This is a genomic window from Methylobacterium litchii, from assembly GCF_038442315.1.
Lineage (GTDB): Bacteria > Pseudomonadota > Alphaproteobacteria > Rhizobiales > Beijerinckiaceae > Methylobacterium > Methylobacterium litchii.
This window is the reverse complement of sequence record NZ_JBBXMY010000017.1, coordinates 57,743-79,393: the sequence shown is the minus strand read 5'-3', so window position 1 is coordinate 79,393 and position 21,651 is coordinate 57,743. Positions and strand designations below refer to the sequence as shown.

Below are 21,651 nucleotides of genomic sequence, written 5' to 3'. Positions count from 1 at the left end.
CAAATGGCGCCCGGCCGGCCGCTCAAATCCCCGCGTACCATTCGTAGCCGCGGTCCTCCCAATAGCCGCCCTTGCCGTCGCCGAACCCGGCGAGGGACGAGACCATCTCGACTCGCATCACGTACTTCGCGTTCTTGTAGCCGAGTTGGCGCTCCACCCGCAGGCGCAGCGGGGCGCCGTTGGAGACGGGCAGCGCCTTCCCGTTGAGGTCGTAGGCGAGGATCGTTTGCGGGTTGAAGGCGTCGAACAGGTCGATGCTCTCGTAGTAGCGGATCGGGCGGCGCCCATCCGTGGCGTCGGGGTCCTTCTCGCCGTCGGAGGCGGCGCCGGTCGGCGAGCCGCCCCAATCGTCCGCCGCCGCGAGCTGGACATAGGCGGCATGCGCCTCGCGCACCGTGTTCGGGTGGCTCGGCTGCACCCAGGCCCCATCGTCGCTGGCGTATTCGAGGGTGTCGGCGCAGTGCAGCACCGCGTAGCGCGCCTGCGGCTTCAGCCCGGCCCGCTTCAGCACCTCGGACAGGGGCACGCCCGACCATTTGCCGATGCAGCTCCACCCTTCGACGCAATCGTGCCGGGTGATCTGCATGCGGGAGGGCAGGGCGCGCAGGTCCGCGAGGCTCAACGAGAGCGGGGTGTCCACAAGGCCGTCGACCTTCAACTTGAACTCGGAAAAGTTCTTCGCGGCCAGCGCCTTGTAGGCGGTGTCCGGCGGATCGATCGAGCCGTTCGGCTTGAACCAGGGCGAGATCATCGATTCGGGAAATTCCCGCGCCGTGGTCATGCCCGACATCAGCAGGCGCTGGACGTAAAGGTTCGCATCCTCCCCGATGGAGAGGGTGCGGCGGCCGGTCTCGGTCCCGGCGAACCGGTCGCAGCCGCCGAGCAGGGAGGCGCCGGCGAGGCCGGCGGTGGCGGTGAGGAGGCGTCGGCGGTGCAGGATCATCGGGCTTCCTCCCCGGCAGGGTGAACCTTGCCGATGCTGAACCAGCCGGTGATCATCCCGCGCAGGTTGTTGACGACGCCCGAGATCAGCACGAGCACGAGGTGGACCACCACGAACAGGACGAGCAGCCCCGCCGCGATGAAGTGGACGCTGCGGGCCGATTGCCGGCCTCCGAACAGCTCCGTCAGCCAAGGCCAGGCCGCATCGACGCCCGGCGACATGGCGAGCCCGGCGAGCACCATCGCGGGCAGCAGCACGAGCACGACGCCGAGATAGGTGAGCTTCTGGATGACGTTGTAGCGCTTGGCTTCCTCGCCCTCGGGGAACTTCAGAAGCAGGTGCTCCTTCACCGAGCCGCCGAAGTCGCGGATCTGGTCGCCCTCCGGGATCAGCCGGCGGCGCAACTGGCCCGAGAACAACCCGTAGAGCAGGTAGAGCGCGCCGTTGATGACGAGGAACCACGCGAACAGGAAGTGCCAGCGGCGGCCGGTGGCGAGGTCCTGGTTCGCGGGCAGGGTGATCCAGGACGGAAAGGCCCGCTCGGTCTCGACACCCCGATCCTTCGACAGGCCGAGCACCCCGGTCGTGTCGAACTTGTGGTCCCCCAGATAGACGACGCCGCGGTTGGCGCCGCCGCTCTCCTCGCTGGTGATGGCCAGGGCGGGCGTGTCGAAGGTCGAGACCGCGCCCCAGTACAGGGCCGGGTGGGCGTTGAAGATCTGAAGGCCGCTCATCAGCAGGACCAGCAGCACGGCGGCGTTGATCCAGTGGGTCAGGCGGATCACCAGCGGATGGCGGTAGATCAGCCGGCGCCCGTTCGGGCCGACGCGCTCGGGCGCGGCCTTGTCCGGGGCATTGAGGGCGGGCGAGGCGTCCAAGGGGCCATCTCCGAGGCGGGGGTCTTTGCGCGCAATACGTGTAGCGCGACCTTGCGGTTACCAGCCGCGACGAAAACGCCGCAGGGTGGCCGGTGCACGGATCGCGGCGACGCTTGCAGGACTCGCCGCCGGCACCTACACCCGGCACCCGTCATGACAGCCCCGACGCCCGCGCCCGCATTGTTCCCGCACCGGCACCTGCTGGGCATCGAGGGCCTGAGCCGGCCCGACATCGAAACCCTGCTCGATGCCGCCGACGCCGCCGTGGACATCTCCCGTCAGGTCGAGAAGAAGCGCACCACCCTGCGCGGGCGCACCCAGATCAACCTGTTCTTCGAGCCCTCGACGCGGACGCAATCCTCATTCGAACTCGCCGGCAAGCGCCTCGGCGCCGACGTCATGAACATGTCGGTCGCCTCGTCCTCGGTGAAGAAGGGCGAGACGCTGATCGACACCGCCGCGACGCTGAACGCCATGCGGCCCGACATCATCGTCGTGCGCCATCAGGCGGCGGGCGCGGTGCATCTCCTGGCGCGCAAGGTCGATTGCGCGGTGGTCAATGCCGGCGACGGCGCGCACGAGCACCCGACGCAGGCGCTCCTCGACGCCCTGACCATCCGCCGCAACAAGGGACGCATCGAGGGGCTGCAGGTCGCCATCTGCGGCGACGTCCTGCATTCGCGGGTGGCGCGCTCGAACCTCATCCTGCTCCAGGCGATGGGCGCGCGGGTGCGCCTCATCGCGCCCTCGACGCTGCTGCCGGCGGGGATCGAGCGCTTCGGCGTCGAGACCTTCACCGACATGCGCAAGGGTCTCGAAGGCTGCGACATCGTGATGATGCTGCGCCTGCAGCGCGAGCGCATGAACGGCTCCTTCGTGCCCTCGGTGAAGGAGTACTTCCGCTATTACGGCCTCGACGCCGACAAATTGGCGCTCGCCAAGCCCGACGCCCTGGTGATGCATCCCGGCCCGATGAATCGCGGCGTCGAGATCTCCTCCGAGATCGCGGACGGAGCGCAGTCGCTGATCCGCGAGCAGGTCGAGATGGGCGTCGCCGTGCGCATGGCCGTGCTCGACGCCCTGGCGCGTCACCTGCCGAATGGGTGAGGATCGCCGGATAAACCCTTACCCAACAAAGCGGCTCGCCTCTCACGCGCAGGCGCTTGCCCCCGCACGCGCGCTGGCGCAGTTTCCTGCCGGAAATCGGCCCGTCGCGGGTCGGACAATGCAAGACCGTTCATGAGCAGCTACACCCTCGCCGATCTCGCTCGCCTCGTGGCGAGCCGCGCCGGCACAGATCCCTCCACCTCCTACACCGCGAAGCTCCTGGCTGACGGCCCGGCCAAGGCCGCCAAGAAGCTCGGCGAGGAGGCGGTCGAGGCGGCCATCGCCGCCGTGCAGGGCGACCGCGAGGGCCTTAAGAACGAGGCGGCGGACGTGCTTTACCACCTCGTGGTGCTGCTGAAGGCCGGCAATGTCGAGCTTGAGGCGGTGATGGCCGAACTGGAACGACGGACCGCCCAGAGCGGCATCGCCGAGAAGGCTTCGAGGCCGACCGCGTGACTGCGCCGCCCGCTCTCTCGGACGGCACGGACAGCCTCTCCCCCTACCGCCGCTTCGGCCGGGAGGAATGGGCGCATCTGCGCGCCGACGCCCCCCTGACGCTCAACGCGGACGACCTCGAGCGGCTGAAATCCCTGAACGATCCGATCTCCATCGAGGAGGTCGTGGAGATCTACCTGCCGTTGTCGCGGCTGCTCTCCTTCTACGTCGCGGCGACGCAGGGCCTCTTCAAGGCGACGCAGCGCTTCCTCACCGCCGAGCGCGAGACCAAGCTGCCCTACATCATCGGGCTCGCGGGATCGGTGGCGGTGGGCAAGTCCACCACGGCGCGCATCCTCGCGGCGCTCCTCACCCGCTGGCCGAACACGCCGAAGGTCGATCTCGTCACCACGGACGGGTTCCTGCTCCCGAACGCCGAATTGGCCGCCCACGGCCTGATGGAGCGCAAGGGATTCCCCGAGAGCTACGACACCGCCGCGCTGCTGCGCTTCCTGCACGAGGTGAAGTCCGGCCAGAGGCGGGTGACGGCGCCGCTCTACTCGCACCTCGTCTACGACAGGGTGCCGGGGGAGGAGCGGGTGGTGGAGAGCCCCGACATCCTCATCGTCGAAGGGCTGAACGTCCTGCAGCCGGCCCGCCTGCCGCGCGACGGCACGGCGGTCCCCTTCGTGTCCGACTTCTTCGACTTCTCGATCTACCTCGACGGGCACGAGGACGACCTGCACCGCTGGTACGTGACCCGCTTCATGCGCCTGCGCCAGACCGCCTTCCGCGATCCGCGCTCCTACTTCCGAAAGTACGCGGAGATCCCTGAGGCCGAGGCGCTCGACATCGCCGACCATCTCTGGACGACGATCAACCTGCCGAACCTGCGGGAGAACATCCTGCCGACCCGCCAGCGGGCAAGCCTCATCCTCACGAAGGGGGCGAGCCACCGGATCGACAGTGTGGCACTCCGGCGCTTGTGATCCGGGAAAACGCGGCCGGCGACGCGGGGAGAGTTCCCTGTTGCACGGAAGGCGCTGCTTCAAGTGCGCCCTGATGCCACAGTGGTTTGGTAACCCGAATCGGCGAACGGCCCCATGAAGCGCGAAGAGAGAGCTCTCCTCCAAGAACGGGTGAAGACCCTCGTTCTGGGGCACGCCCTGGAAGCGGTGCTGTCGCAATTCGCGAAGGCCGATCAGGCGGCCGGGCGCGACGCCGAGGCCGACCTGACGCGGCTCGAAACCCTGTTGCTGAACGCAGCCCAGGGGCTCGCCGACCGCGCCACCGCCCAGAAGCTCTCGGTTCTGGTCGCGGTCGAGGATGTGTCGGCCACCGTCAGGGCGGCCTTCGACACCGCCCGTCAGACGATCGACCGGATCTGCCCGGCGGACGAGGCAGTCGAGACCGCCATCGCCGCCTGACCGACGCCTCGCCTATTGCTTGGCGCGGTTGATGATGTCCCACAGGACCCGGGCCACGGGCTCCGTGACCGTGCGCCTGTACTTGCGATGGACCAATTGTCCGTTGTGAAAGACGTCCTGCTCGACATAGAGCCGGTTCCCGTCCCACCGGACGATGTTGTCGGATTCGACCGTCTCCTCGACCCCGAGCTCGTTGCGCAGGATCGTGCTGCCGGTGTGTGTGAGCATACGCGCGTCCTCAGTCACGCCGGGCTTGACCAGGTCCCGGTTCGGCGAAACCACCATATTCGGCGCTCACGCCCCACGCCAGACGGAAGGGGTGTTTCGACCTGTCACTCTTCGCGGAAAGATCGCGAAACGAAACCATGTGCGCTCCGGCACAGCCTTGGCCGTACGCGACTGACAGGGTGAGGCTACGCGGGAAGGGCGTGTCGCTCCGGCCGCGGCGGAGGCGTCCATGACCCAGCGCCAGACCACCTCGTTCGACGGCGCACTCGCCGCCCTGATCCGCCTCGCGGAACGCGTCACGCGCCACCTCGTCCCGGCCGCGCCTGCGGACCGCCCGGCGGGCGGCCCGGTCGTCTTCCGGCATTACCTGTAGGGCGCGGTCCTAGCCGCCCCGGCTGAGGATCGCCGGCGCCGGGCAGGCTTCCGTGGCGAAGGGGCCGAGGACCACGTCGCCCTGGCGCGGATTGTTCACCGTGAACGGCGCCGTGCCCTGGAGGCCGATGAAGCCGCGCCCGAGCTGCGGGATGAAGGCCTGCCCGCCGAAGCGAATGAAGCAGCGATCGATGACCGCCTCGTAGTCGAAGCTCGCCTGAGTGATCGGCCGCAGGGCGCCATCGGGCCCGGGGACGGCGCAATAGGCGGCGAAGTCCAGCTGGCCCGGATGCGACAGGCGGATCTGCACCGCGCGCCCCGGCAGGATCGTCACCGGCGGGCCGCCGTCCCGCCGGGCCGTCAGCACATAGGCCGAGCGGTTGACGATCTGGCGCAGGCATTCCGCCGATGCCAGCGAGGCGGTGCTGGCCGTGCCGAGCACGGCCAGGGCGAGGGCTGCAGCCCCGCGCGAAGTTTGTGCCGTCCAGCCACGCTTGACCACTGACCGCTCCCGTTCCGCTTGATCGCTGGACTTGAACAGCGCCAACGCCTCGCGCGCAAGGTGCAATCGTCAGCGGCGCTCGTAGAGCAGGCGGGCGCGGATCGTGCCGGGGATGGCGCGGATCTCGCCGAGCAGCGACTCGGCATCCGCATCCGTGGCATCGGTTTCCAGCACGACGTAACCGACTTCGCCGTCCGTCTGGTAGAACTGCGCGGCGATGTTGACGTGGCTGCGGGCGAAGACTTCGTTGAGCCGCCCGAGCATGCCCGGCAGGTTGCGCTGCACGTGGATGAAGCGCGTCCCGGTGGCACGGGTGGGCAATTGCACCTGCGGGAAGTTCACCGCGCCGACCGTCGAGCCGATGTCCGAATAATCCACGAGCTTCTTGGCGACTTCGGCGCCGATGCGCTCCTGCGCCTCCTCGGTGGAGCCGCCGACATGCGGGGTGAGGATCACGTTGTCGAGACCCTGGAGCGGGCTGACGAAGCGCTCGGCATTGGAGCCGGGCTCCTTCGGAAACACGTCCACGGCGGCGCCGCGCAGGTGGCCGTCACGCAGGGCCGCGGCGAGGGCGTCGAGGTCCACGACGGTGCCGCGGGCGTTGTTGATGAGGAAGGCGCCGGGCTTCATCGCCCGGATCTCGGCCTCGCCGATCATATTGAAGGTCGCCTCGGTCTCCGGAACGTGCAGGGAGACCACGTCGCTCTGCCCGAGCAGATCCTTCAGCGAGTCGGTCGGCTCGGTGTTGCCGTGGCGCAGGCGGTCGGTGTGGTCGTAGAACAGCACCCGCATGCCCATGGCCTCGGCCAGGGTCGAAAGCTGCGTGCCGATATTGCCGTAGCCGACGATGCCGAGCGTCTTGCCGCGCACCTCCATGGAGCCGACGGCGGACTTGTCCCACTGGCCGGCATGGGCGCCTACCGACCGGGGCACGATCCGCCGGAGCAACATCACGATCTCGCCGATCGTTAGCTCGGCCACCGAACGGGTGTTGGAGAACGGTGCGTTGAAGACCGGGATACCCCGGTGCCGGGCGGCTTCGAGGTCCACCTGATTGGTGCCCACCGAGAAGCAGCCCACGGCGAGCAGCCGATCCGCTGCCTCGAAGGCCGCAGCGTCCAACTGGGTGCGCGAACGGATGCCGACCATGTGAACGCCCTGGAGCGCCTCGTGCAGCGCCTCCTTGTCGAGCGCCTTCGGCAGGCGGATGAGGTTGGTGTAGCCGGCGGCCTGCATCAGGGCGACGGCGCTGTCGTTGATCCCCTCCAGGAGCAGGACGCGGATCTTGTCCTTGGGGAGCGAGAGCTTGTCGGCGAGTGGGGAGTCGGCGGCCATGGGATCGGATCGACAGAGAAGGAGGTGGCGCAGGGTTAGGCAGGGCGTCATCGCGATGCAACATCGGCGGTAACAGCCCAGCCTTGCGTGTTTGCACGATCCCCGTTCGGCCTTGCATGATCTTTGTGCATTCGGCGGCACGAACAGGAGCCCGAACTGCGGAACCAGGCTTTCAGTTTGTGGTTGTGGAGCCTGTCATAAGTCTTCGCGGCGCCACGACAGTGATCGCCGCCACGCATCTCGGCCCAGACCATGCAGATCCACACCGGCTTCACCATCGCGTTCGACACCAACGGTCCGACGCCGATGAACCTGCTCCTCAACATCCGGCCGGAGCGCCGGGACGACCTGATCACCCCGGAGGTGATCACGTTCGATCCGCCGGTCGCTGCACGGCAGCATGTGGACGGGTTCGGCAACGTCTGCACCCGCATCGTCGCGCCGGGCGGCCGGATCACCCTGTCGGCCGACTTCGTGATCGCCGACAGCGGCCAGCCGGACGACTACGCCCCCGACGCCCGGGAAATGCCGGTGCAGGACCTGCCGGACGACGTGCTCGTCTACCTCCTCGGCTCGCGCTACTGCGACACGGACAAGCTCTCTCAGACGGCCTGGGCCCTGTTCGGCGGGATCGCGCCGGGCTGGGGCCGCGTGCAGGCCATCGTGGACTACGTCCACAACCGGCTGCGCTTCGACTACCAACAGGCCGACGCGACCCGCACCGCCCATGACGGGCACGGCCAGCAGGTCGGCGTGTGCCGCGACTTCGCCCACCTCGCGATCACCCTCTGCCGCTGCATGAACATCCCGGCCCGCTACGCCACCGGATATCTTGGCGACATCGGCGTGCCGAAGGACCCGGCGCCGATGGACTTCTCCGCGTGGTTCGAAGTCTTCCTCGACGGCCCCGAGGGCCCGCGCTGGTACACGTTCGATGCCCGGCACAATCGCCCGCGCATCGGCCGCATCGTCATGGCGCGGGGCCGCGACGCCACCGATTGCGCCCTGACGACGAGCTTCGGCACCGCCTACCTCGCTCGGTTCGACGTCCTGACGGACGAGTTGCCGGAGAACGCGGGAGCCTTCGCGCAGGCGGCGTGAGGGCGCTGTTGAACGGCTTTCGCGAATAGAGTATGTGACAGGCGCCTCGCCGTCCGTCGTGATGCTCGCCTTTCCTGGCGGCATATTCGGGCGAGTCGGCCGGGCCGCCCTCGTCATCCGTATCGACGCGTCGGCAAACCGGTCTCCGTTTGGAGGCGGTTGCTTCTCCATAGGGAAGCTGCGGCGGCAAGGGCGTTTGCAACGCGAGCCGCCGACGCACCCGGTCCATCCCAGGATGTGACCGCCCAGGAGAGAGAATGACCGCAGGGACAGCCGTGGCGCGGGATCAGTACCGCGATGATTTCGCCGCGCTTCTGGAGGAGAGCTTCCTCCAACACGAGATCACCGAAGGGTCCGTCGTCAAGGGTCGCGTCGTCGCGATCGAGAAGGACGTGGCCGTCATCGACATCGGCGCCAAGACGGAAGGCCGTGTCGCACTCAAGGAATTCTCCGGCCCCGGCCGGGAAGGCGAGCTGAGCGTCGGCGACGAGGTCGAGGTCTACGTCGACCGGATCGAGAACGCGCTGGGCGAAGCCGTTATCTCGCGCGACAAGGCTCGCCGCGAGGAGAGCTGGGTCAAGCTCGAGAAGGCCTTCGAGGCCAACGAGCGTGTCACCGGCACGATCTTCAACCAGGTCAAGGGCGGCTACACGGTCGACCTCGACGGCGCCGTGGCGTTCCTGCCGCGCTCGCAGGTCGACATCCGTCCGGTCCGCGACGTCACCCCGCTTCTGGGCACGCCGCAGCCGTTCCAGATCCTCAAGATGGATCGCCGCCGGGGCAACATCGTCGTCTCGCGCCGTACGGTCCTCGAAGAGAGCCGCGCCGAGCAGCGCAGCGAGCTGGTGGCCAACCTCGAGGAAGGTCAGGTCATCGACGGCGTGGTCAAGAACATCACCGAATACGGTGCGTTCGTGGACCTCGGCGGCATCGACGGCCTGCTGCACGTCACCGACATGGCGTGGCGCCGCGTGAACCACCCGTCCGAGGTCGTCACCATCGGCCAGACGGTGAAGGTCAAGATCATCAAGATCAATCACGAGACGCATCGCATCTCGCTGGGCATCAAGCAGCTCCTGGCCGATCCGTGGGAGGGCATCGCCGCCCGTTACCCCGAGGGCGCCAAGCTCAAGGGCCGCGTGACCAACATCACCGATTACGGCGCCTTCGTGGAGCTGGAGCCGGGGATCGAGGGCCTGATCCACGTCTCCGAGATGAGCTGGACCAAGAAGAACGTCCATCCGGGCAAGATCGTCTCCACCTCCCAGGAGGTCGAGGTGCAGATCCTGGAAGTCGATCAGGTCAAGCGCCGCATCTCGCTGGGTCTCAAGCAGACCCTGCAGAACCCGTGGGAGGGCTTCTCCGAGAAGCATCCGGTCGGGTCCGAGGTCGAGGGCGAGGTCAAGAACAAGACCGAGTTCGGCCTGTTCATCGGCCTCGAGGGCGATGTCGACGGCATGGTCCACCTGTCGGATCTCGACTGGAACCGTCCCGGCGAGCAGGTCATCGACGAGTTCAAGAAGGGCGACATGGTCCGCGCCCAGGTTCTCGACGTGGACGTCGAGAAGGAGCGTATCTCGCTCGGCATCAAGCAGCTCGCGGGTGACCCCTTCGCCGAAGCCGGCGAAGTCAAGAAGGGTCAGATCGTGACCTGCGAGATCGTCGAGGTGAAGGATTCCGGCCTGGAGGTGCGGCTCGCCGACACCGACATGCAGACCTTCATCCGCCGGGCCGAGCTCGCCCGCGACCGTGCCGACCAGCGCCCCGAGCGCTTCGCCGCCGGCGAGAAGGTCGATGCCCGCGTGGTGCAGTTCGACCGCAAGGCCCGCCGCGTCCAGGTCTCGATCAAGGCCCTGGAAGTGGCTGAGGAGAAGGAGGCCATGGCCCAGTTCGGCTCCGCCGATTCGGGTGCCTCCCTCGGCGACATCCTCGGCGCCGCCTTCAAGAAGGCCCGCCCCGACGAGGAGTAATCCTCATCGAACGCCGCCCGGTTCGCCGGGCGGCGGCATAAATTTGGAAAGCCGCGCAGATGCCCTCCGCGCGGCTTTTCTTTTGCGCCACAATCACGTTCGGCTGGGACGGGCACGATGCGATCGATGGCGGTTTGGAGGATTATCACTGATGATCAGCAAGTCCCTCCTCACAGGCCTCGCTTCGATGCATCCGGGCGAACTCCTCCGGGAAGACATTCTGCCCGCCACCGGCCTGACCAAGACCTGGATCGCCCGTAAGCTCGGCGTGTCGCGGCAGACGCTGCATGATCTTGTGGCCGAGCGGCAGCCCGTCACCGTCGCGATGGCATTGCGGTTGGGGAAGCTGTTCGGCAATTCGGCCGAGTTCTGGCTGAACCTCCAGCGCAATTACGACCTGCGCATCCTCGAGCGGGAAATGGCCGACGAACTCGCGGCCATCCCGACCCTCGACGCCGCCTGATCGCAGCGAGCGACCTGCGCGCAAATTCTTCGTCGCGCCCCATATCCACGTCGGCAAAAAATGCTCTAGAACACCGCCTCGCACGGGCCCCGCCCGGCGGGATGCCAAGGACGCCAAGGACTTGCACGCCGCGAGGCGGGGCCAGGGCGGCGTCGGGCAGGGTGGCCGACCACGGCGTTCGGCCGGGGATGCAAGGGAACGGATCGCATGGCAGCCGACGCCGAACTGCTGATCGACAGGCGGCGACTGCGCCGCAGGCTCGGCCTCTGGCGCGTGCTCGGGATCGGCGGCCTGATCGTGGCCGTCGGCGCCGTAGGCTACCGCGTCCGGGCGGGCGGGAACGGCGCCTTCGCCGTGCGCCCGCAGATCGCGCGCATTTCCGTCTCCGGCTTCATCGCCGGCAGCGAGGCCACCGCCAAGCTCATGAAGCGGGTGGGCGAATCGGATGCCGTGAAGGGCGTCGTCGTCTCGATTAACTCGCCCGGCGGCACCACCACCGGCTCGGAGGAGATCTTCCGCAACCTGCGGGCGCTCGCCGCCAAGAAGCCCATCGTCGCCTTCGTGGACGGCACGGCGGCCTCCGGCGCCTACATCACCGCCATCGCCGCCGACCACATCGTCGCCCGCGAGACGAGCCTCGTCGGCTCCATCGGCGTGCTGTTCCAGTACCCCGACCTGTCGGGCCTCCTCGACAAGGTCGGCGTGAAGGTCGAATCGGTGAAGTCCTCGCCACTGAAGGCCGAGCCCTCGGGCTTCACGCCGACGTCGCCCGAGGCACGCGCCGCCCTCGCGGCCGTGGTGGGCGACACCTACGCATGGTTCAAGGGCCTCGTGGCCGACCGCCGGGGCATGGACCCGCAGCAACTCGCCGCCGTCTCGGACGGGCGGGTGTTCAGCGGCCGGCAGAGCGTGCCCCTGAAGCTCGTGGATGAACTCGGCGGTGAGCGGCAGGCCGTGGCGTGGCTGGAGAGCGCCCGGGGCGTGCCGAAGGACCTGCCGGTGACCGATTGGAAGCCGCGTTCGGAGAGCGACTTCTCCCTGTGGTCCGCCGCGGGCACGGGGGCGGGGCTCCTCGGCCTCGAAGGCTTCGCGGGCCAGCTCCGGGCGCTCAGCGCCGAGGCGCAGGCCGGCGCGCAGGGCGGACTCCTCGTCCTGTGGCGGCCGGAACCCTGAGGGCAACTGCCTCAGCGACCTCCGAACGAAGCCGAACCAACGGGAAGACGAAACGCCATGATCAAGTCGGAGCTTGTTCTCAAGATCGCCGAGCAGAACCCGCATCTCTATCAGCGGGACGTGGAGATCCTGGTCAACGCCATCCTCGACACGGTCGCCGATGCCCTGGCGCGGGGGGACCGGGTGGAACTGCGCGGCTTCGGCGCGTTTTCCGTGAAGCGCCGGGAAGCACGCAAGGGACGCAACCCCCGCACGGGTGCGGCCGTTGCCGTGTCCGAAAAGGCCATCCCCGTCTTCAAGACGGGTAAGGAGATGCGCCTGCGGCTCAATGCGGCCAAGATCGGCGAAGGCGTCGCGGCGGAATAGGCGGGAGTCACACAACGATGATCCGGTTCTTGAAGAGCCTCCTCCTCCTGCCGGTCGCGGCAATCGTGGTCCTGCTGGCCGTCGCCAACCGGGCGCCGGTGCAATTGTCGTTCGATCCGGTCAACGTCGACGCGCCGGTCTTCAGCGTGAACCTGCCGCTCTACGCGATCCTGTTCGGCGCCGTGGCGCTGGGCATCGTCGTCGGCGGCGTCTTCACCTGGCTCGGCCAGGGCCGCGTCCGCGCCAATGCCCGTCATCACCGCCGGGAGGCCACCCGCTACGAGCGCGAGGCCAACCGCCTGCGCCCCTATGCCCCCGACGCGCCGGGCCAGACCTATCCCGGCACCTCCGTTCCCGTCCGCACGGCGCTGCCCGCCCCGCGCTGAGGCCCTTCCGCGCGGAGCGCCGCGCCCATCCTCCCCATGACCGAGATCAAGATCTGCGGCCTGAGCACCCCCGAGACCCTCGACGCCGCCCTCGGCGCGGGGGCCGATTGGGTCGGCTTCGTGCGCTTCGCCCGCAGCCCGCGCCATGTGGAGCTTGAGGCGGCGCGCGTGCTCTCGCGTCAGGCGAAGGGCAGGGCAGGGCGGGTCGTGCTGCTGGTCGATCCCGACGACGCGGCACTGGCCGCCGCCATCGAGGCGATCGCACCGGACCTGATCCAGCTTCACGGGCGGGAAAGCCCGGAGCGGGTCGCCGAGATTCGCGCCGCCACGGGCCTGCCGGTGATGAAGGCGCTCGGCATCGCGGGGGAGGCCGATCTCGCCGTGATTCCAACCTATGCTGCGGTCGCCGACCGCCTCCTCCTCGACGCCAAGGCGCCGCCCGGCGCGGCCCTGCCGGGGGGCAACGGCGTCAGCTTCGACTGGTCCCTGCTGGCGGGGGCAGACCTGCCCGCAGGGCTGATGCTCTCCGGCGGGCTCGGGCCGGAGAACGTGGCCGAGGCCCTGGCGCGGACGGGTCTTCGGGCCGTCGATGTCTCCTCCGGCGTCGAGAGCGCGCCGGGAATCAAGGATCCGGCCCGCATCGCTGCCTTCGTCACGGCTGCGCGAGGCTAGCACTGCGCCGATGCGTCTGCCGCCACCGGCATTGCAGCGGGGCGCGCATGGGTCTAGCAACCGGCAAAACTCTTGTCGTTCCGCGAAGGACAGATCCGTGACCATCGCCCCCGCCCCGAACTCTTTCCGCACCGGACCCGACGAGCGCGGCCGCTTCGGCATCTTCGGCGGCCGCTTCGTGGCCGAGACACTGATGCCGCTGATCCTCGACCTGGAGAAGGCCTACGAGGAGGCGAAGCGGGACCCCGCCTTCAAGGCGGACATGGAGAGCTACGGCACGCATTATATCGGCCGCCCGAGCCCCCTCTATTACGCCGAGCGGCTGACCGAGCACATGCGCGCCCAGGCGCCGGCCGGCATGGGGGCGAAGCTCTACTTCAAGCGCGAGGAGCTGAACCACACCGGCTCGCACAAGGTGAACAACGTGCTGGGGCAGATCCTGCTCGCCCGCCGGATGGGCAAGCCGCGGATCATCGCCGAGACCGGCGCGGGCCAGCACGGCGTGGCCACCGCCACCCTCTGCGCCCGGTTCGGCCTGAAATGCGTCGTGTACATGGGCGCCGTGGACGTCGCCCGTCAGGCTCCGAACGTCTTCCGCATGAAGATGCTCGGCGCCGAGGTGATCCCGGTCGAGTCCGGCACCAAGACCCTCAAGGACGCGATGAACGAGGCCCTGCGCGATTGGGTCACGAACGTCGCGGACACGTTCTACTGCATCGGCACCGTCGCCGGCCCACACCCGTATCCGGCCATGGTCCGCGACTTCCAGTCGGTGATCGGCCACGAGACCCGCGAGCAGATGCTCGCCCAGGAGGGCCGCCTGCCCGACTCGCTTATCGCCTGCATCGGCGGCGGCTCGAACGCGATGGGCCTGTTCCACCCGTTCCTCGATGACCGCGAGGTCGAGATCTTCGGCGTCGAGGCCGCCGGCCACGGCGTGAAGAGCGGCCTGCACGCCGCCTCCCTCACGGGCGGCAAGCCCGGCGTGCTGCACGGCAACCGCACCTACCTGCTGATGAACGAGGACGGGCAGATCGCAGACGCGCACTCGATCTCGGCCGGCCTCGACTATCCGGGCATCGGGCCCGAGCATTCGTGGCTGCACGAGATGGGCCGCGTCACCTACCTCTCGGCCACGGATACCGAGACGCTGGAGGCGTTCAAGCTCTGCTCGATGCTGGAAGGTATCATCCCGGCCCTGGAGCCCGCCCACGCCCTGGCGAAGGTCACGGAACTCGCCATCGCGCGCCCGACCGACCACCTGATGGTGCTGAGCATGTCGGGGCGCGGCGACAAGGACATTCCGCAGGTCGCGGAATTGTTCGGCACGAAGCTCTGAGACGGGCGTGAGGGGCTTCCCAGCCCCTCACCGTACCGTGACCTGCTCCCTGATCCGCTCGTAGACCGACCGGCTAAGCACCCTCTTGGTGAGCAGGTCGCCTACCTGGGTGTAGGGTCGCTTTGCGACGATGGCCCGGCCGATGGCGCCGCCGCCGCGCAGGCGGTTCAGGTCGGCGACGCTGGCAGTATTGAGATCCACGAGCGCGACGGCCGGCGGCCCCTCCGTGGTCTCGGCCTCCGTCACCTCTTGCCGGCCCTCCGGCGCGGCGGAGGGCGGCGGCGCCGGGAAGGCGAGGGCTTCGCTCGGCACCTGCGGCGGGGGCGGGGGCGAAATAGGTGCCGGCTGAGGCTTGGGGGGAGCCGGTGGCGGCGTTGGGGCCGCGATCACCGTATCGGGCGGGGCCGCCGAGGGGATCTTGCGGACGGGCGGCTCGCTTGGAGCCGGCGCGGTTGTAGCGACCGCCGTCTTGGCGGGCGGCTGCGGCGAGGCCGGCATCCAGTATTGTACGAGCGCGGCGAGGGCTCCGGCGAGGAGCAGCAGCACCGAGATGCGAAGAATTGCGGGACCGCTGAGCACGCGCTGACTATCGATACACTTTCACTAAAATTAACCCATTCCGCCGTGGCGGCCTACCGGCGCCGCCGCTCTGCGCCGATCTGTCCCCAGGGGAACAGGCCCGCCTACTCCTCCGAAGCTACAGCCCGGCCGAGCGCCCCGCGATAGCCGGTGGCCAGCACGTAGAGTTCGCTCGAATCGGCGCGGCTCGCGGAGGGCTTCACGTGGCGAACCACGGCGAAGTCGCGCTTCAGGTTGGCGAGCAACTCGCCCTCGGTGCCGCCCTGCAGCACCTTGGCGAGATAGGAGCCGCCGGGGGCCAGGATCTCCCGGGCGAATTCCGCGGCGGTTTCGGCGAGGCCGATGATCCGCAGGTGATCGGTCTTCTTGTGGCCGGTGGTGTTGGCGGCCATGTCCGACATCACGAAGTCGGCCGGGCCGCCGAGAAGGTCGGTGAGCTGCCGGGGCGCATCGTTGTCCAGAAAGTCGAGGGTGATGAACTCCACCCCGGCCATGGGCTCGATGGGCAGGAGGTCGATGCCCACCACCTTGCCCGTGGACCCCACGACGCGCGCGGCCACCTGCGACCAGCCGCCGGGCGCCGCGCCGAGGTCCACGACCCGCTGACCGGGCTTCAGCAGCTTGAAGCGCTCGTCGATCTCCAAGAGCTTGAACGCCGCGCGAGAGCGGTAGCCCTCGCGCTTGGCGCGGGCCACGTAGGGGTCGTTGAGCTGCCGTTCGAGCCAGCGCGTCTGCGAGACGGTGCGCTTGCGCGCGGTCTTCACCCGCTGCTTAAGATCCCCGCGCACGCCCCCGGTGGAGCCTGCGCCGCCGCGCCTGTCAGTCATGAACCCGGTGTCCGTCGCCCGTTACCGCACGGGCTTGCGCGACCATACCCCATCTTCGCGCATCATGTTCACGAGAAGCCCCTCGCGCAGGCCACGGTCGGCGATGCGCAGGCGCTCGGAGGGGAAGGCCCGGCGCAGGGCTTCGAGGATCGCGCAGCCGGCGAGGACGAGGTCCGCCCGGTCGCGGCCGATGCAGGGATTGTCGACCCGCTGCTCCAGCCGCGTATCGAGGAGGTCTTCGATGGCCGCCGAGACCTCGTCGTCGCGCATCCAGAGGCCGTCGACCCGGCGCCGCTCGTAGCGGGCGAGGCGCAGGTGCATCGCGGCGATGGTCGTGACCGTGCCCGACGTGCCGAGCAGGTGGAAGCTCTTGGCCGTGGCAGCCGGGGCGGCGCGCAGGGCGAAGGCGGCGAGCTTTTCGGCCACCTCCTCCACCATGCCCTCGAACATCCGCCGCGTGACCTCGGCGCCGCCATGGCGCTCGGCCAGGGTCACGACGCCCACCGGCAGCGAATCCCAGGCGCGGATGCGCAGAGTTGGATCGGTGGAGGGGTTCGTGGCCGCGCCGTCGAGCCACGCCACCTCGGTGGAGCCGCCGCCGATGTCGAAGATCACGACCGACTCGGCCCGCGGGTCGGCCAGGGCCGCGCAGCCCGTGACGGCGAGGTAGGCCTCGGTCTGCCGGTCCACGATCTCAAGATCGAGACCCACCGATTGGCGCACCCGCTCCACGAAGTCGGCGCCGTTGACGGCGAGCCGGCAGGCCTCGGTGGCGATGATCTTGGCGCGGCGGACCCTGCGGGATTGCATCTTGGTGCGGCAGATGCGCAGGGCCTCGACCGTGCGCTCGATGGCGGCCTCGCTCAGCCGGTCGGAGGAGCCCAGCCCCTCGCCCAGCCGCACGATGCGCGAGAAGGCATCGATCACCCGGAAGCCGCCATAGGTCGGCTCGGCGATCAGGAGCCGGCAATTGTTCGTGCCGAGATCGAGGGCCGCATAGCTCTGCCGGCGCTCGCGGCCCGCATAGAGGGTCGGCGTCGGGAGCGGCGCGATGCCGGTGGCAGGCCGGGCCGGCGCGGCCGCGGCGGTCTCGTCCCTCATCGGCGCGGCCGTCGAATCCTCATCGGCCCGGCTGACAGCCCGACCTCACTTGCCAAAGAGCCTACAGGCTCGGGCAGGAACTGCAACGGGCGAACGTCCGCGCGAGGTCAGGCAAACACCTTCGCGACGCCGGCCGCGCGGGGAATCGGCCGGAGAAGGCTCTTCACCTGCGAGTAGGGGCGGGGCCGGTTGATGATCTCGTCCAGCCGGGACCACAGGGTCTTGGGCGAGAACGGCTTGGCGATGATCTCGTTGACGCCGAGCCCGACCGCCCGGTCCACGACGTTCCGGCGCGGCTGCGCCAGCATCAGGATGATCGGCAGGGTGGGGCAGGGGGAGGTGGAGGGCGTGCGCGCGAGCCGGATGAACTCCTCGCCCGACAGGATCGAGAGGTCCCAGTCGATGATGGCGATATCGGGTTTGCTCTCGGCCAGGACGCCGAGCGCCTCGGCGCCGTCGGGCGCTTCCAGGACGCGCTTGATGCCCACGCGCATCAGCATGTCCCGGACGATGCGCCGGATATATAGGCTCTCGTCGACGACGAGGGCGGAGAGGTCGGGGAAGGTCGGTGTGGCTATCATCGGGTGCGTCGTCCCGTCGCGAACGTAGCCGACCGAACTTTGCATTTCGCTAACGCCACTCACCCTCCGCGCGACGGTTGCGTCAGGAAAGTGATTGAACCGCCGCGTTTCGGCCTTAAAGGACCTTGCGGTCAAGGCCCGATTGCGTCAGGACTAAGCCATTATTCTTGGTTAGCGTGACCTGGGGTAATGCGCAGTGCGAGCCGCCGATCCTCCGCAATGGTCGGCGTGTATTTTGAATACGGGCGGCGGACGGTTTTTGCGAGCTTCTAATGGGACGTGGTCGTGATTTCAGGGGGCCGCAGAAGCGCGGCTTCGACGAGAGCGGTGAACCGAGATGGCCTGATCAGGCTCCCTCGGGCGGCTTTGGCGGGGGCTACGGCGGCGGCGGCGGCGGTGGCGGCTTTGGTGGTGGCGGCGGTTACGGCGGGGGCGGCTTCGACCGCGGTCCGGCCCGTGGCGCGGCGCCGGCTCCGACGGGCCCTGAGCGCGATGCCACTGTAAAGTGGTTCAACAAGGAGAAGGGCTTCGGCTTCGTCGAACTCGGCGACGGTTCGGGCGATGCCTTCCTCCACATCCGGGCCGTCGAGGCGGCCGGCCATGACGACCTCATGCCCGGCACCAAGCTGATGGTCACGACCGCCCAGGGCCAGAAGGGTCCGCAGGTCACGAGCGTGACCAGCGTCGACACCTCCACGGCCGAGGCTCCGGCGCCCCGCCGTGAGTTTCGTCCGCGCACCGAGGGCTTCGGCGGCGGCGGCGGCGATCGCTTCGGCGGCGGCGGCAGCCGTGGCGGCGACCGATTCGGTGGCGGCGGCGGTGGCGGTCGTGCCCCGTCCGGCCCGTCGACCGAGATGGTCGGCACCGTGAAGTGGTACGACCCGGCCAAGGGCTTCGGCTTCGTTTCGGTGAACGACGGCGGCAAGGACGTGTTCGTCCACCGCTCCGCGCTCGCCCGCGCCGGCCTCGACTCCCTGGCCGAAGGTCAGCAGGTCACCCTCGGCGTCGTCGAGGGCATGAAGGGCCGCGAGGCCTCTTCGATCAGCGTCGACGGCTGAATTCGGGTTTCGCGGCGCCTCTCTGTCGCCGCGATGCTACGACAGGTTCGAAACGGCGGTCCCCACGGGCCGCCGTTTCCGTTTCACGCGCTGGGTTCCGCATGATCCGCCGCCTGCCGCTCCTTCTCCTCCTCGCCGCCCTTCCGGCCCGGGCCGAGGACTTCACAGGCTTCTACGCGGGCGTAAACGCTGGCTACGCCTCAGGCCGCGAGACGAACACGGGCACCGCTCCTGTCGTCACGTCCGGCGCCCCCTCCGGCGGAAATCCCTCCGCGACGGCCCTCCCGCCCAGCGCGTTGGCCGCCGCCACTGGGGTTCAGCGCATGGGGCGCGGCGCCAACAGCCGCTGAGCGCGAACCGATTCCTTCGAGACGGGCCAAGTGCTTGGCCCCTTGTTGGAATCGTTCCGAAAGATAGCGATTGCCGAGCGTCGCCGGCCGCTGCTACCCGACGCCATGGCCAGCGACTCGCCACCCCTCGACGCCTCCCGTGATCCGCCGTCCTCCAGCGGCTCGGGTTGGCGCGGGCGCCTCGCCGTCGCGGGCCGGGTCGCCCTGGCCGCGTTCGGCGGCTACGCGGTGGCTGCCCTCGCCACCGCCCTCGGCGCCGTGACGCTGCCCCTGTCGCGGGCGGAAGCGGTCTCGACATCGATGCTCGCGAGCTTCGCGGTGATGGCCGGGGCCGTCGTCTTCGTCTTCGCCGCCGCGACCCTCCGCCGGGCCGCCATCGGCATCCTGGGAACGGCGGCAATCCTCACGGCGTGCCTGTGGCTGGCCGGCGGTTTCTCGGCGGGGGTGCCGGCATGAGCGAGCCCAAGCGTTTCCGCCCCGCCATGGCGTGGCTGCACACCTGGGCCGGCCTTGTCGTCGGCTGGGTGCTGTTCGCGGTCTTCGTGACCGGCACGGCGAGTTACTACAAGGACGACATCTCCCGCTGGATGCGGCCCGAGTTGCGGGAGACCGTGATCGATCCGGCCCAATCCGCGACGGCGGCGGCGGGCTTCCTCGCCCGGCTGGCCCCCGATTCCGGGGGGTGGCTCGTGAAGCTGCCGAAGCCGGACCAGCCGCTGACCGAAGTCTATTGGTGGAAGAGCTTCGCCGGCCCGTTCCACCACGCCCTTCTCGATCCCACGACCGGCGCGCCGACCAGCGCCCGCGACACGCAGGCGGGCGAATTCCTCTACCGCTTCCATTTCGAACTGGCGCTGCCGCCCCTCGTGGGGCGCTGGATCGTCGGCGCCTGCGCAATGGTGCTGCTGATCGCGCTCATCTCCGGCATCGTCACCCATCGGCGGATCTTCGCTGACTTCTTCACCTTCCGGCCGGACCGCTCGCGGCAGCGGGCGTGGCTCGACGCGCACAACCTGTTCGGCGTGCTGGCGCTGCCCTTCCACCTGATGATCACCTACACCGGCCTCATGACCCTGGGGCCGATGCTGATGCCCTGGGGTCTGCAGGCGGCCTATCATGACGAGGCACCCCACTTTTACGTCGAGGCGGGGCTGATGCCCAAGGGGCGGATGCCGTCCGGTACCGCCGCCGAAGGGCTTCCCCTGGGGGAGATCGTCCGCATCGCCGGGAAGGACGGCGGGGAGCTGCCGGAAGCGCTGATGGTCTCCTCGCCGGGCGACGCCGCCGCGACGGTGAGCGCGGTGTTCGAGGAGCCGCACGGCCTGGCCCATCTCCACCCGCAGATCGCCTACGACGCGGTGACGGGGGCCGAACTCGCCCGCAACCTCCCGGCCGGGCCGGCGACGCGCACCGCGACCGTGATGTACGGCCTGCACGAGGCGCATTTCGCCTCGCACGCCCTGCGGGTCCTGTTCTTCCTGTGCGGGCTCCTCGGCGCCGCGACCGTGGCCTCCGGCCTCGTGCTCTGGACGGTGGCGCGGGCGCCGAAGGGCGCGGCCCCGGAGGGCTTCGGCCTGCGCCTCGTGCGGATCCTGAATGTCGGGACCATCGCCGGTCTGCCCGCCGGGATCGCCGCGTTCTTCCTCGCCAACCGGTTGCTGCCCCTCGATCTCGCGGGACGGGCTTCCTGGGAGGTCGGACTGTTCTTCGGCGCCTGGGTCGTCGTGGCGCTCGCGGGCGCCCTGGCGCCTCGCCGCCTCGCCTGGCCGCTGACCCTCGGCCTCGCCGCCGCGACCTTCGTCGCCATCGTCCCGGCCGACCTCGCCCTGATCGGCGAGCCGCGCTTCGTGCCCTTCGACATCGCGATGCTCCTCGTGGGAGCCCTGCTGATCGTCGCGGCGCGGACGGCCGCACGGCCCCCGTCGGCGCTTGCAAGACGGGCCGCGTCGCGGGTGGCCGAGGCATGAGCGCGGCGACCCTCCTCCTGTGCGCTGCCCTGGCCTTCGCCGGGATGGCGGCCCTGGCCCTCAGCCTCGACAGGCATCACCGCGTCGCGCTGCGGGGGCCGGTGCCGCGCGGGCGCGTGCGGCCCCTGCGCGCGGTGGGCTGGGCCGGGATCGTCCTGTCCTTCGCGGCCGCCATCGCCCTCGATGGCTGGAATTTCGGGCCGGTCCAGGCCACGGGCGCCATCACGGCGGCGGCTTTGGGAGTGGCCCTGTGCCTCACCTACAGGCCGGGCTGGCTGCGGCCGGCGGCTTTGGCCGCCCTGCCCCTCGCGGCGGCCTGCCTGCCCTTCGCCCTGGCGGCGTGAGGGGCGGGGTCGCCAAGGGTTCGCGGCAGGCGTAAGCTTCTGTGTCGGGAGCATCGGCCAAAAGTCCACCTTGCTTCGAGCGGCCATCTGACATTGGCTACAGCCCGGAGCCGAGGGACGCGGCACGGATCCCCTCAAGGGGGCCGA

27 protein-coding genes are annotated in these 21,651 nt (G+C 69.3%); 18 read left to right on the top strand and 9 right to left on the bottom strand.

Features of this window, described 5'->3' with window-relative positions; translation table 11 throughout:
• Positions 1–22: 22 nt before the first annotated feature.
• Both AAHF99_RS22805 and AAHF99_RS22800 read right to left on the bottom strand, forming a co-directional pair.
• Positions 23–943, bottom strand: coding sequence for a molybdopterin-dependent oxidoreductase (locus AAHF99_RS22805; protein ID WP_342166711.1), 921 nt, complete (start codon positions 941–943; stop codon positions 23–25).
• Positions 940–1,821 carry a cytochrome b/b6 domain-containing protein gene (locus AAHF99_RS22800; protein ID WP_412759933.1) on the bottom strand — a complete coding sequence of 294 codons (882 nt, stop codon included), beginning with the start codon at positions 1,819–1,821 and terminating at the stop codon, positions 940–942. Before AAHF99_RS22800 ends, AAHF99_RS22805 begins: the two co-directional genes overlap by 4 nt.
• A gap of 153 nt (positions 1,822–1,974) precedes the next feature.
• On the opposite strand from AAHF99_RS22800, the gene AAHF99_RS22795 reads away from it, so the two are divergent.
• From AAHF99_RS22795 to AAHF99_RS22780, 4 genes are all read left to right on the top strand, one after another.
• Positions 1,975–2,928, top strand: a complete 954-nt coding sequence (locus AAHF99_RS22795) for an aspartate carbamoyltransferase catalytic subunit (protein ID WP_342166710.1) — start codon at positions 1,975–1,977, stop codon at positions 2,926–2,928.
• Between the two features lie 132 nt (positions 2,929–3,060).
• Positions 3,061–3,384, top strand: a complete 324-nt coding sequence (locus tag AAHF99_RS22790) for a phosphoribosyl-ATP diphosphatase (protein ID WP_243954620.1) — start codon at positions 3,061–3,063, stop codon at positions 3,382–3,384.
• A complete protein-coding gene (gene coaA / locus AAHF99_RS22785; protein ID WP_342166709.1) occupies positions 3,381–4,352 on the top strand; it encodes a type I pantothenate kinase in 972 nt (323 codons plus the stop codon). The genes AAHF99_RS22790 and coaA overlap by 4 nt, the downstream gene beginning before the upstream one ends.
• A gap of 114 nt (positions 4,353–4,466) precedes the next feature.
• Positions 4,467–4,790, top strand: coding sequence for a hypothetical protein (locus tag AAHF99_RS22780; protein ID WP_342166708.1), 324 nt, complete (start codon positions 4,467–4,469; stop codon positions 4,788–4,790).
• A gap of 12 nt (positions 4,791–4,802) precedes the next feature.
• Here the strand turns inward: AAHF99_RS22780 and AAHF99_RS22775 are convergent, their stop codons facing one another.
• Positions 4,803–5,018: a hypothetical protein gene (locus tag AAHF99_RS22775; protein ID WP_243954614.1), complete on the bottom strand. Its 216-nt coding sequence runs from the start codon at positions 5,016–5,018 to the stop codon at positions 4,803–4,805.
• Positions 5,019–5,247: 229 nt separating this feature from the next.
• Here AAHF99_RS22775 and AAHF99_RS22770 point away from each other — a divergent pair, with 229 nt between their 5' ends.
• Complete coding sequence (locus AAHF99_RS22770) at positions 5,248–5,391, top strand: hypothetical protein (RefSeq protein WP_342166707.1); 144 nt, start codon at positions 5,248–5,250, stop codon at positions 5,389–5,391.
• Between the two features lie 9 nt (positions 5,392–5,400).
• Here AAHF99_RS22770 and AAHF99_RS22765 read toward each other — a convergent pair whose 3' ends face one another.
• Both AAHF99_RS22765 and serA read right to left on the bottom strand, forming a co-directional pair.
• Positions 5,401–5,892 carry a hypothetical protein gene (locus AAHF99_RS22765; RefSeq protein ID WP_342166706.1) on the bottom strand — a complete coding sequence of 164 codons (492 nt, stop codon included), beginning with the start codon at positions 5,890–5,892 and terminating at the stop codon, positions 5,401–5,403.
• A gap of 69 nt (positions 5,893–5,961) precedes the next feature.
• Entirely contained in the window at positions 5,962–7,227 is a 1,266-nt protein-coding gene (gene serA / locus AAHF99_RS22760; RefSeq protein WP_342166704.1) for a phosphoglycerate dehydrogenase, read from the bottom strand.
• Between the two features lie 252 nt (positions 7,228–7,479).
• On the opposite strand from serA, the gene AAHF99_RS22755 reads away from it, so the two are divergent.
• The 8 genes from AAHF99_RS22755 (at position 7,480) to trpB (ending at position 14,697) form a co-directional block, all read left to right on the top strand.
• The gene (locus AAHF99_RS22755; protein ID WP_342166702.1) at positions 7,480–8,328 is read left to right on the top strand and encodes a transglutaminase-like domain-containing protein; all 849 of its coding nucleotides are present in this window, start codon (positions 7,480–7,482) and stop codon (positions 8,326–8,328) included.
• 257 nt (positions 8,329–8,585) lie between these two features.
• On the top strand, positions 8,586–10,298 hold the full coding sequence (gene rpsA / locus AAHF99_RS22750) for a 30S ribosomal protein S1 (RefSeq protein ID WP_243954604.1): 1,713 nt from the start codon (positions 8,586–8,588) through the stop codon (positions 10,296–10,298).
• Positions 10,299–10,449: 151 nt separating this feature from the next.
• Positions 10,450–10,761: a HigA family addiction module antitoxin gene (locus AAHF99_RS22745; RefSeq protein ID WP_342166700.1), complete on the top strand. Its 312-nt coding sequence runs from the start codon at positions 10,450–10,452 to the stop codon at positions 10,759–10,761.
• A gap of 207 nt (positions 10,762–10,968) precedes the next feature.
• Positions 10,969–11,934: a signal peptide peptidase SppA gene (gene sppA / locus AAHF99_RS22740; RefSeq protein ID WP_243954602.1), complete on the top strand. Its 966-nt coding sequence runs from the start codon at positions 10,969–10,971 to the stop codon at positions 11,932–11,934.
• 57 nt (positions 11,935–11,991) lie between these two features.
• Complete coding sequence (locus AAHF99_RS22735) at positions 11,992–12,300, top strand: integration host factor subunit beta (protein ID WP_342166699.1); 309 nt, start codon at positions 11,992–11,994, stop codon at positions 12,298–12,300.
• A gap of 17 nt (positions 12,301–12,317) precedes the next feature.
• Complete coding sequence (locus AAHF99_RS22730) at positions 12,318–12,686, top strand: LapA family protein (protein ID WP_342166698.1); 369 nt, start codon at positions 12,318–12,320, stop codon at positions 12,684–12,686.
• A 36-nt stretch (positions 12,687–12,722) separates the two neighbouring features.
• Positions 12,723–13,358, top strand: coding sequence for a phosphoribosylanthranilate isomerase (locus AAHF99_RS22725; protein ID WP_342166697.1), 636 nt, complete (start codon positions 12,723–12,725; stop codon positions 13,356–13,358).
• Between the two features lie 97 nt (positions 13,359–13,455).
• Positions 13,456–14,697 (top strand): tryptophan synthase subunit beta, encoded by a 1,242-nt coding sequence (gene trpB, locus AAHF99_RS22720; protein WP_243954594.1) that lies wholly within the window; start codon positions 13,456–13,458, stop codon positions 14,695–14,697.
• Positions 14,698–14,724: 27 nt separating this feature from the next.
• Here the strand turns inward: trpB and AAHF99_RS22715 are convergent, their stop codons facing one another.
• The 4 genes from AAHF99_RS22715 to AAHF99_RS22700 form a co-directional block, all read right to left on the bottom strand.
• Positions 14,725–15,276 (bottom strand): helix-hairpin-helix domain-containing protein, encoded by a 552-nt coding sequence (locus AAHF99_RS22715; protein WP_342166696.1) that lies wholly within the window; start codon positions 15,274–15,276, stop codon positions 14,725–14,727.
• A gap of 104 nt (positions 15,277–15,380) precedes the next feature.
• Positions 15,381–16,103: an RlmE family RNA methyltransferase gene (locus AAHF99_RS22710; RefSeq protein ID WP_342166695.1), complete on the bottom strand. Its 723-nt coding sequence runs from the start codon at positions 16,101–16,103 to the stop codon at positions 15,381–15,383.
• 21 nt (positions 16,104–16,124) lie between these two features.
• Positions 16,125–17,204, bottom strand: coding sequence for a Ppx/GppA phosphatase family protein (locus tag AAHF99_RS22705; protein WP_342166694.1), 1,080 nt, complete (start codon positions 17,202–17,204; stop codon positions 16,125–16,127).
• A gap of 107 nt (positions 17,205–17,311) precedes the next feature.
• A complete protein-coding gene (locus AAHF99_RS22700) occupies positions 17,312–17,785 on the bottom strand; it encodes a response regulator (protein WP_243954585.1) in 474 nt (157 codons plus the stop codon).
• Positions 17,786–18,057: 272 nt separating this feature from the next.
• Between AAHF99_RS22700 and AAHF99_RS22695 the strand changes: the two genes are divergently transcribed.
• The 5 genes from AAHF99_RS22695 (at position 18,058) to AAHF99_RS22675 (ending at position 21,504) form a co-directional block, all read left to right on the top strand.
• Positions 18,058–18,843, top strand: coding sequence for a cold-shock protein (locus AAHF99_RS22695; RefSeq protein WP_342166693.1), 786 nt, complete (start codon positions 18,058–18,060; stop codon positions 18,841–18,843).
• Positions 18,844–18,944: 101 nt separating this feature from the next.
• A complete protein-coding gene (locus AAHF99_RS22690) occupies positions 18,945–19,193 on the top strand; it encodes a hypothetical protein (protein WP_342166692.1) in 249 nt (82 codons plus the stop codon).
• 105 nt (positions 19,194–19,298) lie between these two features.
• Positions 19,299–19,649 (top strand): iron transporter, encoded by a 351-nt coding sequence (locus AAHF99_RS22685; protein ID WP_342166691.1) that lies wholly within the window; start codon positions 19,299–19,301, stop codon positions 19,647–19,649.
• Positions 19,646–21,160, top strand: a complete 1,515-nt coding sequence (locus AAHF99_RS22680; protein ID WP_342166690.1) for a PepSY-associated TM helix domain-containing protein — start codon at positions 19,646–19,648, stop codon at positions 21,158–21,160. The genes AAHF99_RS22685 and AAHF99_RS22680 overlap by 4 nt, the downstream gene beginning before the upstream one ends.
• Positions 21,157–21,504 carry a DUF3325 domain-containing protein gene (locus tag AAHF99_RS22675; protein ID WP_342166689.1) on the top strand — a complete coding sequence of 116 codons (348 nt, stop codon included), beginning with the start codon at positions 21,157–21,159 and terminating at the stop codon, positions 21,502–21,504. Before AAHF99_RS22680 ends, AAHF99_RS22675 begins: the two co-directional genes overlap by 4 nt.
• Positions 21,505–21,651 lie beyond the last annotated feature (147 nt).

Coding starts and splice junctions, on each gene's coding strand:
- AAHF99_RS22790 (WP_243954620.1), top strand. CDS start 3,061: ATGAGCAGCTACACCCTCGCCGATCTCGCTCGCCTCGTGGCGAGCCGC.
- sppA (WP_243954602.1), top strand. CDS start 10,969: ATGGCAGCCGACGCCGAACTGCTGATCGACAGGCGGCGACTGCGCCGC.
- AAHF99_RS22745 (WP_342166700.1), top strand. CDS start 10,450: ATGATCAGCAAGTCCCTCCTCACAGGCCTCGCTTCGATGCATCCGGGC.
- AAHF99_RS22775 (WP_243954614.1), bottom strand. CDS start 5,018: ATGCTCACACACACCGGCAGCACGATCCTGCGCAACGAGCTCGGGGTC.
- AAHF99_RS22675 (WP_342166689.1), top strand. CDS start 21,157: ATGAGCGCGGCGACCCTCCTCCTGTGCGCTGCCCTGGCCTTCGCCGGG.
- AAHF99_RS22735 (WP_342166699.1), top strand. CDS start 11,992: ATGATCAAGTCGGAGCTTGTTCTCAAGATCGCCGAGCAGAACCCGCAT.
- AAHF99_RS22770 (WP_342166707.1), top strand. CDS start 5,248: ATGACCCAGCGCCAGACCACCTCGTTCGACGGCGCACTCGCCGCCCTG.
- AAHF99_RS22795 (WP_342166710.1), top strand. CDS start 1,975: ATGACAGCCCCGACGCCCGCGCCCGCATTGTTCCCGCACCGGCACCTG.
- serA (WP_342166704.1), bottom strand. CDS start 7,227: ATGGCCGCCGACTCCCCACTCGCCGACAAGCTCTCGCTCCCCAAGGAC.
- AAHF99_RS22685 (WP_342166691.1), top strand. CDS start 19,299: ATGGCCAGCGACTCGCCACCCCTCGACGCCTCCCGTGATCCGCCGTCC.
- AAHF99_RS22690 (WP_342166692.1), top strand. CDS start 18,945: ATGATCCGCCGCCTGCCGCTCCTTCTCCTCCTCGCCGCCCTTCCGGCC.
- AAHF99_RS22695 (WP_342166693.1), top strand. CDS start 18,058: ATGGGACGTGGTCGTGATTTCAGGGGGCCGCAGAAGCGCGGCTTCGAC.
- AAHF99_RS22725 (WP_342166697.1), top strand. CDS start 12,723: ATGACCGAGATCAAGATCTGCGGCCTGAGCACCCCCGAGACCCTCGAC.
- AAHF99_RS22710 (WP_342166695.1), bottom strand. CDS start 16,103: ATGACTGACAGGCGCGGCGGCGCAGGCTCCACCGGGGGCGTGCGCGGG.
- AAHF99_RS22700 (WP_243954585.1), bottom strand. CDS start 17,785: ATGATAGCCACACCGACCTTCCCCGACCTCTCCGCCCTCGTCGTCGAC.
- AAHF99_RS22705 (WP_342166694.1), bottom strand. CDS start 17,204: ATGAGGGACGAGACCGCCGCGGCCGCGCCGGCCCGGCCTGCCACCGGC.
- AAHF99_RS22780 (WP_342166708.1), top strand. CDS start 4,467: ATGAAGCGCGAAGAGAGAGCTCTCCTCCAAGAACGGGTGAAGACCCTC.
- AAHF99_RS22730 (WP_342166698.1), top strand. CDS start 12,318: ATGATCCGGTTCTTGAAGAGCCTCCTCCTCCTGCCGGTCGCGGCAATC.
- AAHF99_RS22805 (WP_342166711.1), bottom strand. CDS start 943: ATGATCCTGCACCGCCGACGCCTCCTCACCGCCACCGCCGGCCTCGCC.
- rpsA (WP_243954604.1), top strand. CDS start 8,586: ATGACCGCAGGGACAGCCGTGGCGCGGGATCAGTACCGCGATGATTTC.
- AAHF99_RS22755 (WP_342166702.1), top strand. CDS start 7,480: ATGCAGATCCACACCGGCTTCACCATCGCGTTCGACACCAACGGTCCG.
- AAHF99_RS22680 (WP_342166690.1), top strand. CDS start 19,646: ATGAGCGAGCCCAAGCGTTTCCGCCCCGCCATGGCGTGGCTGCACACC.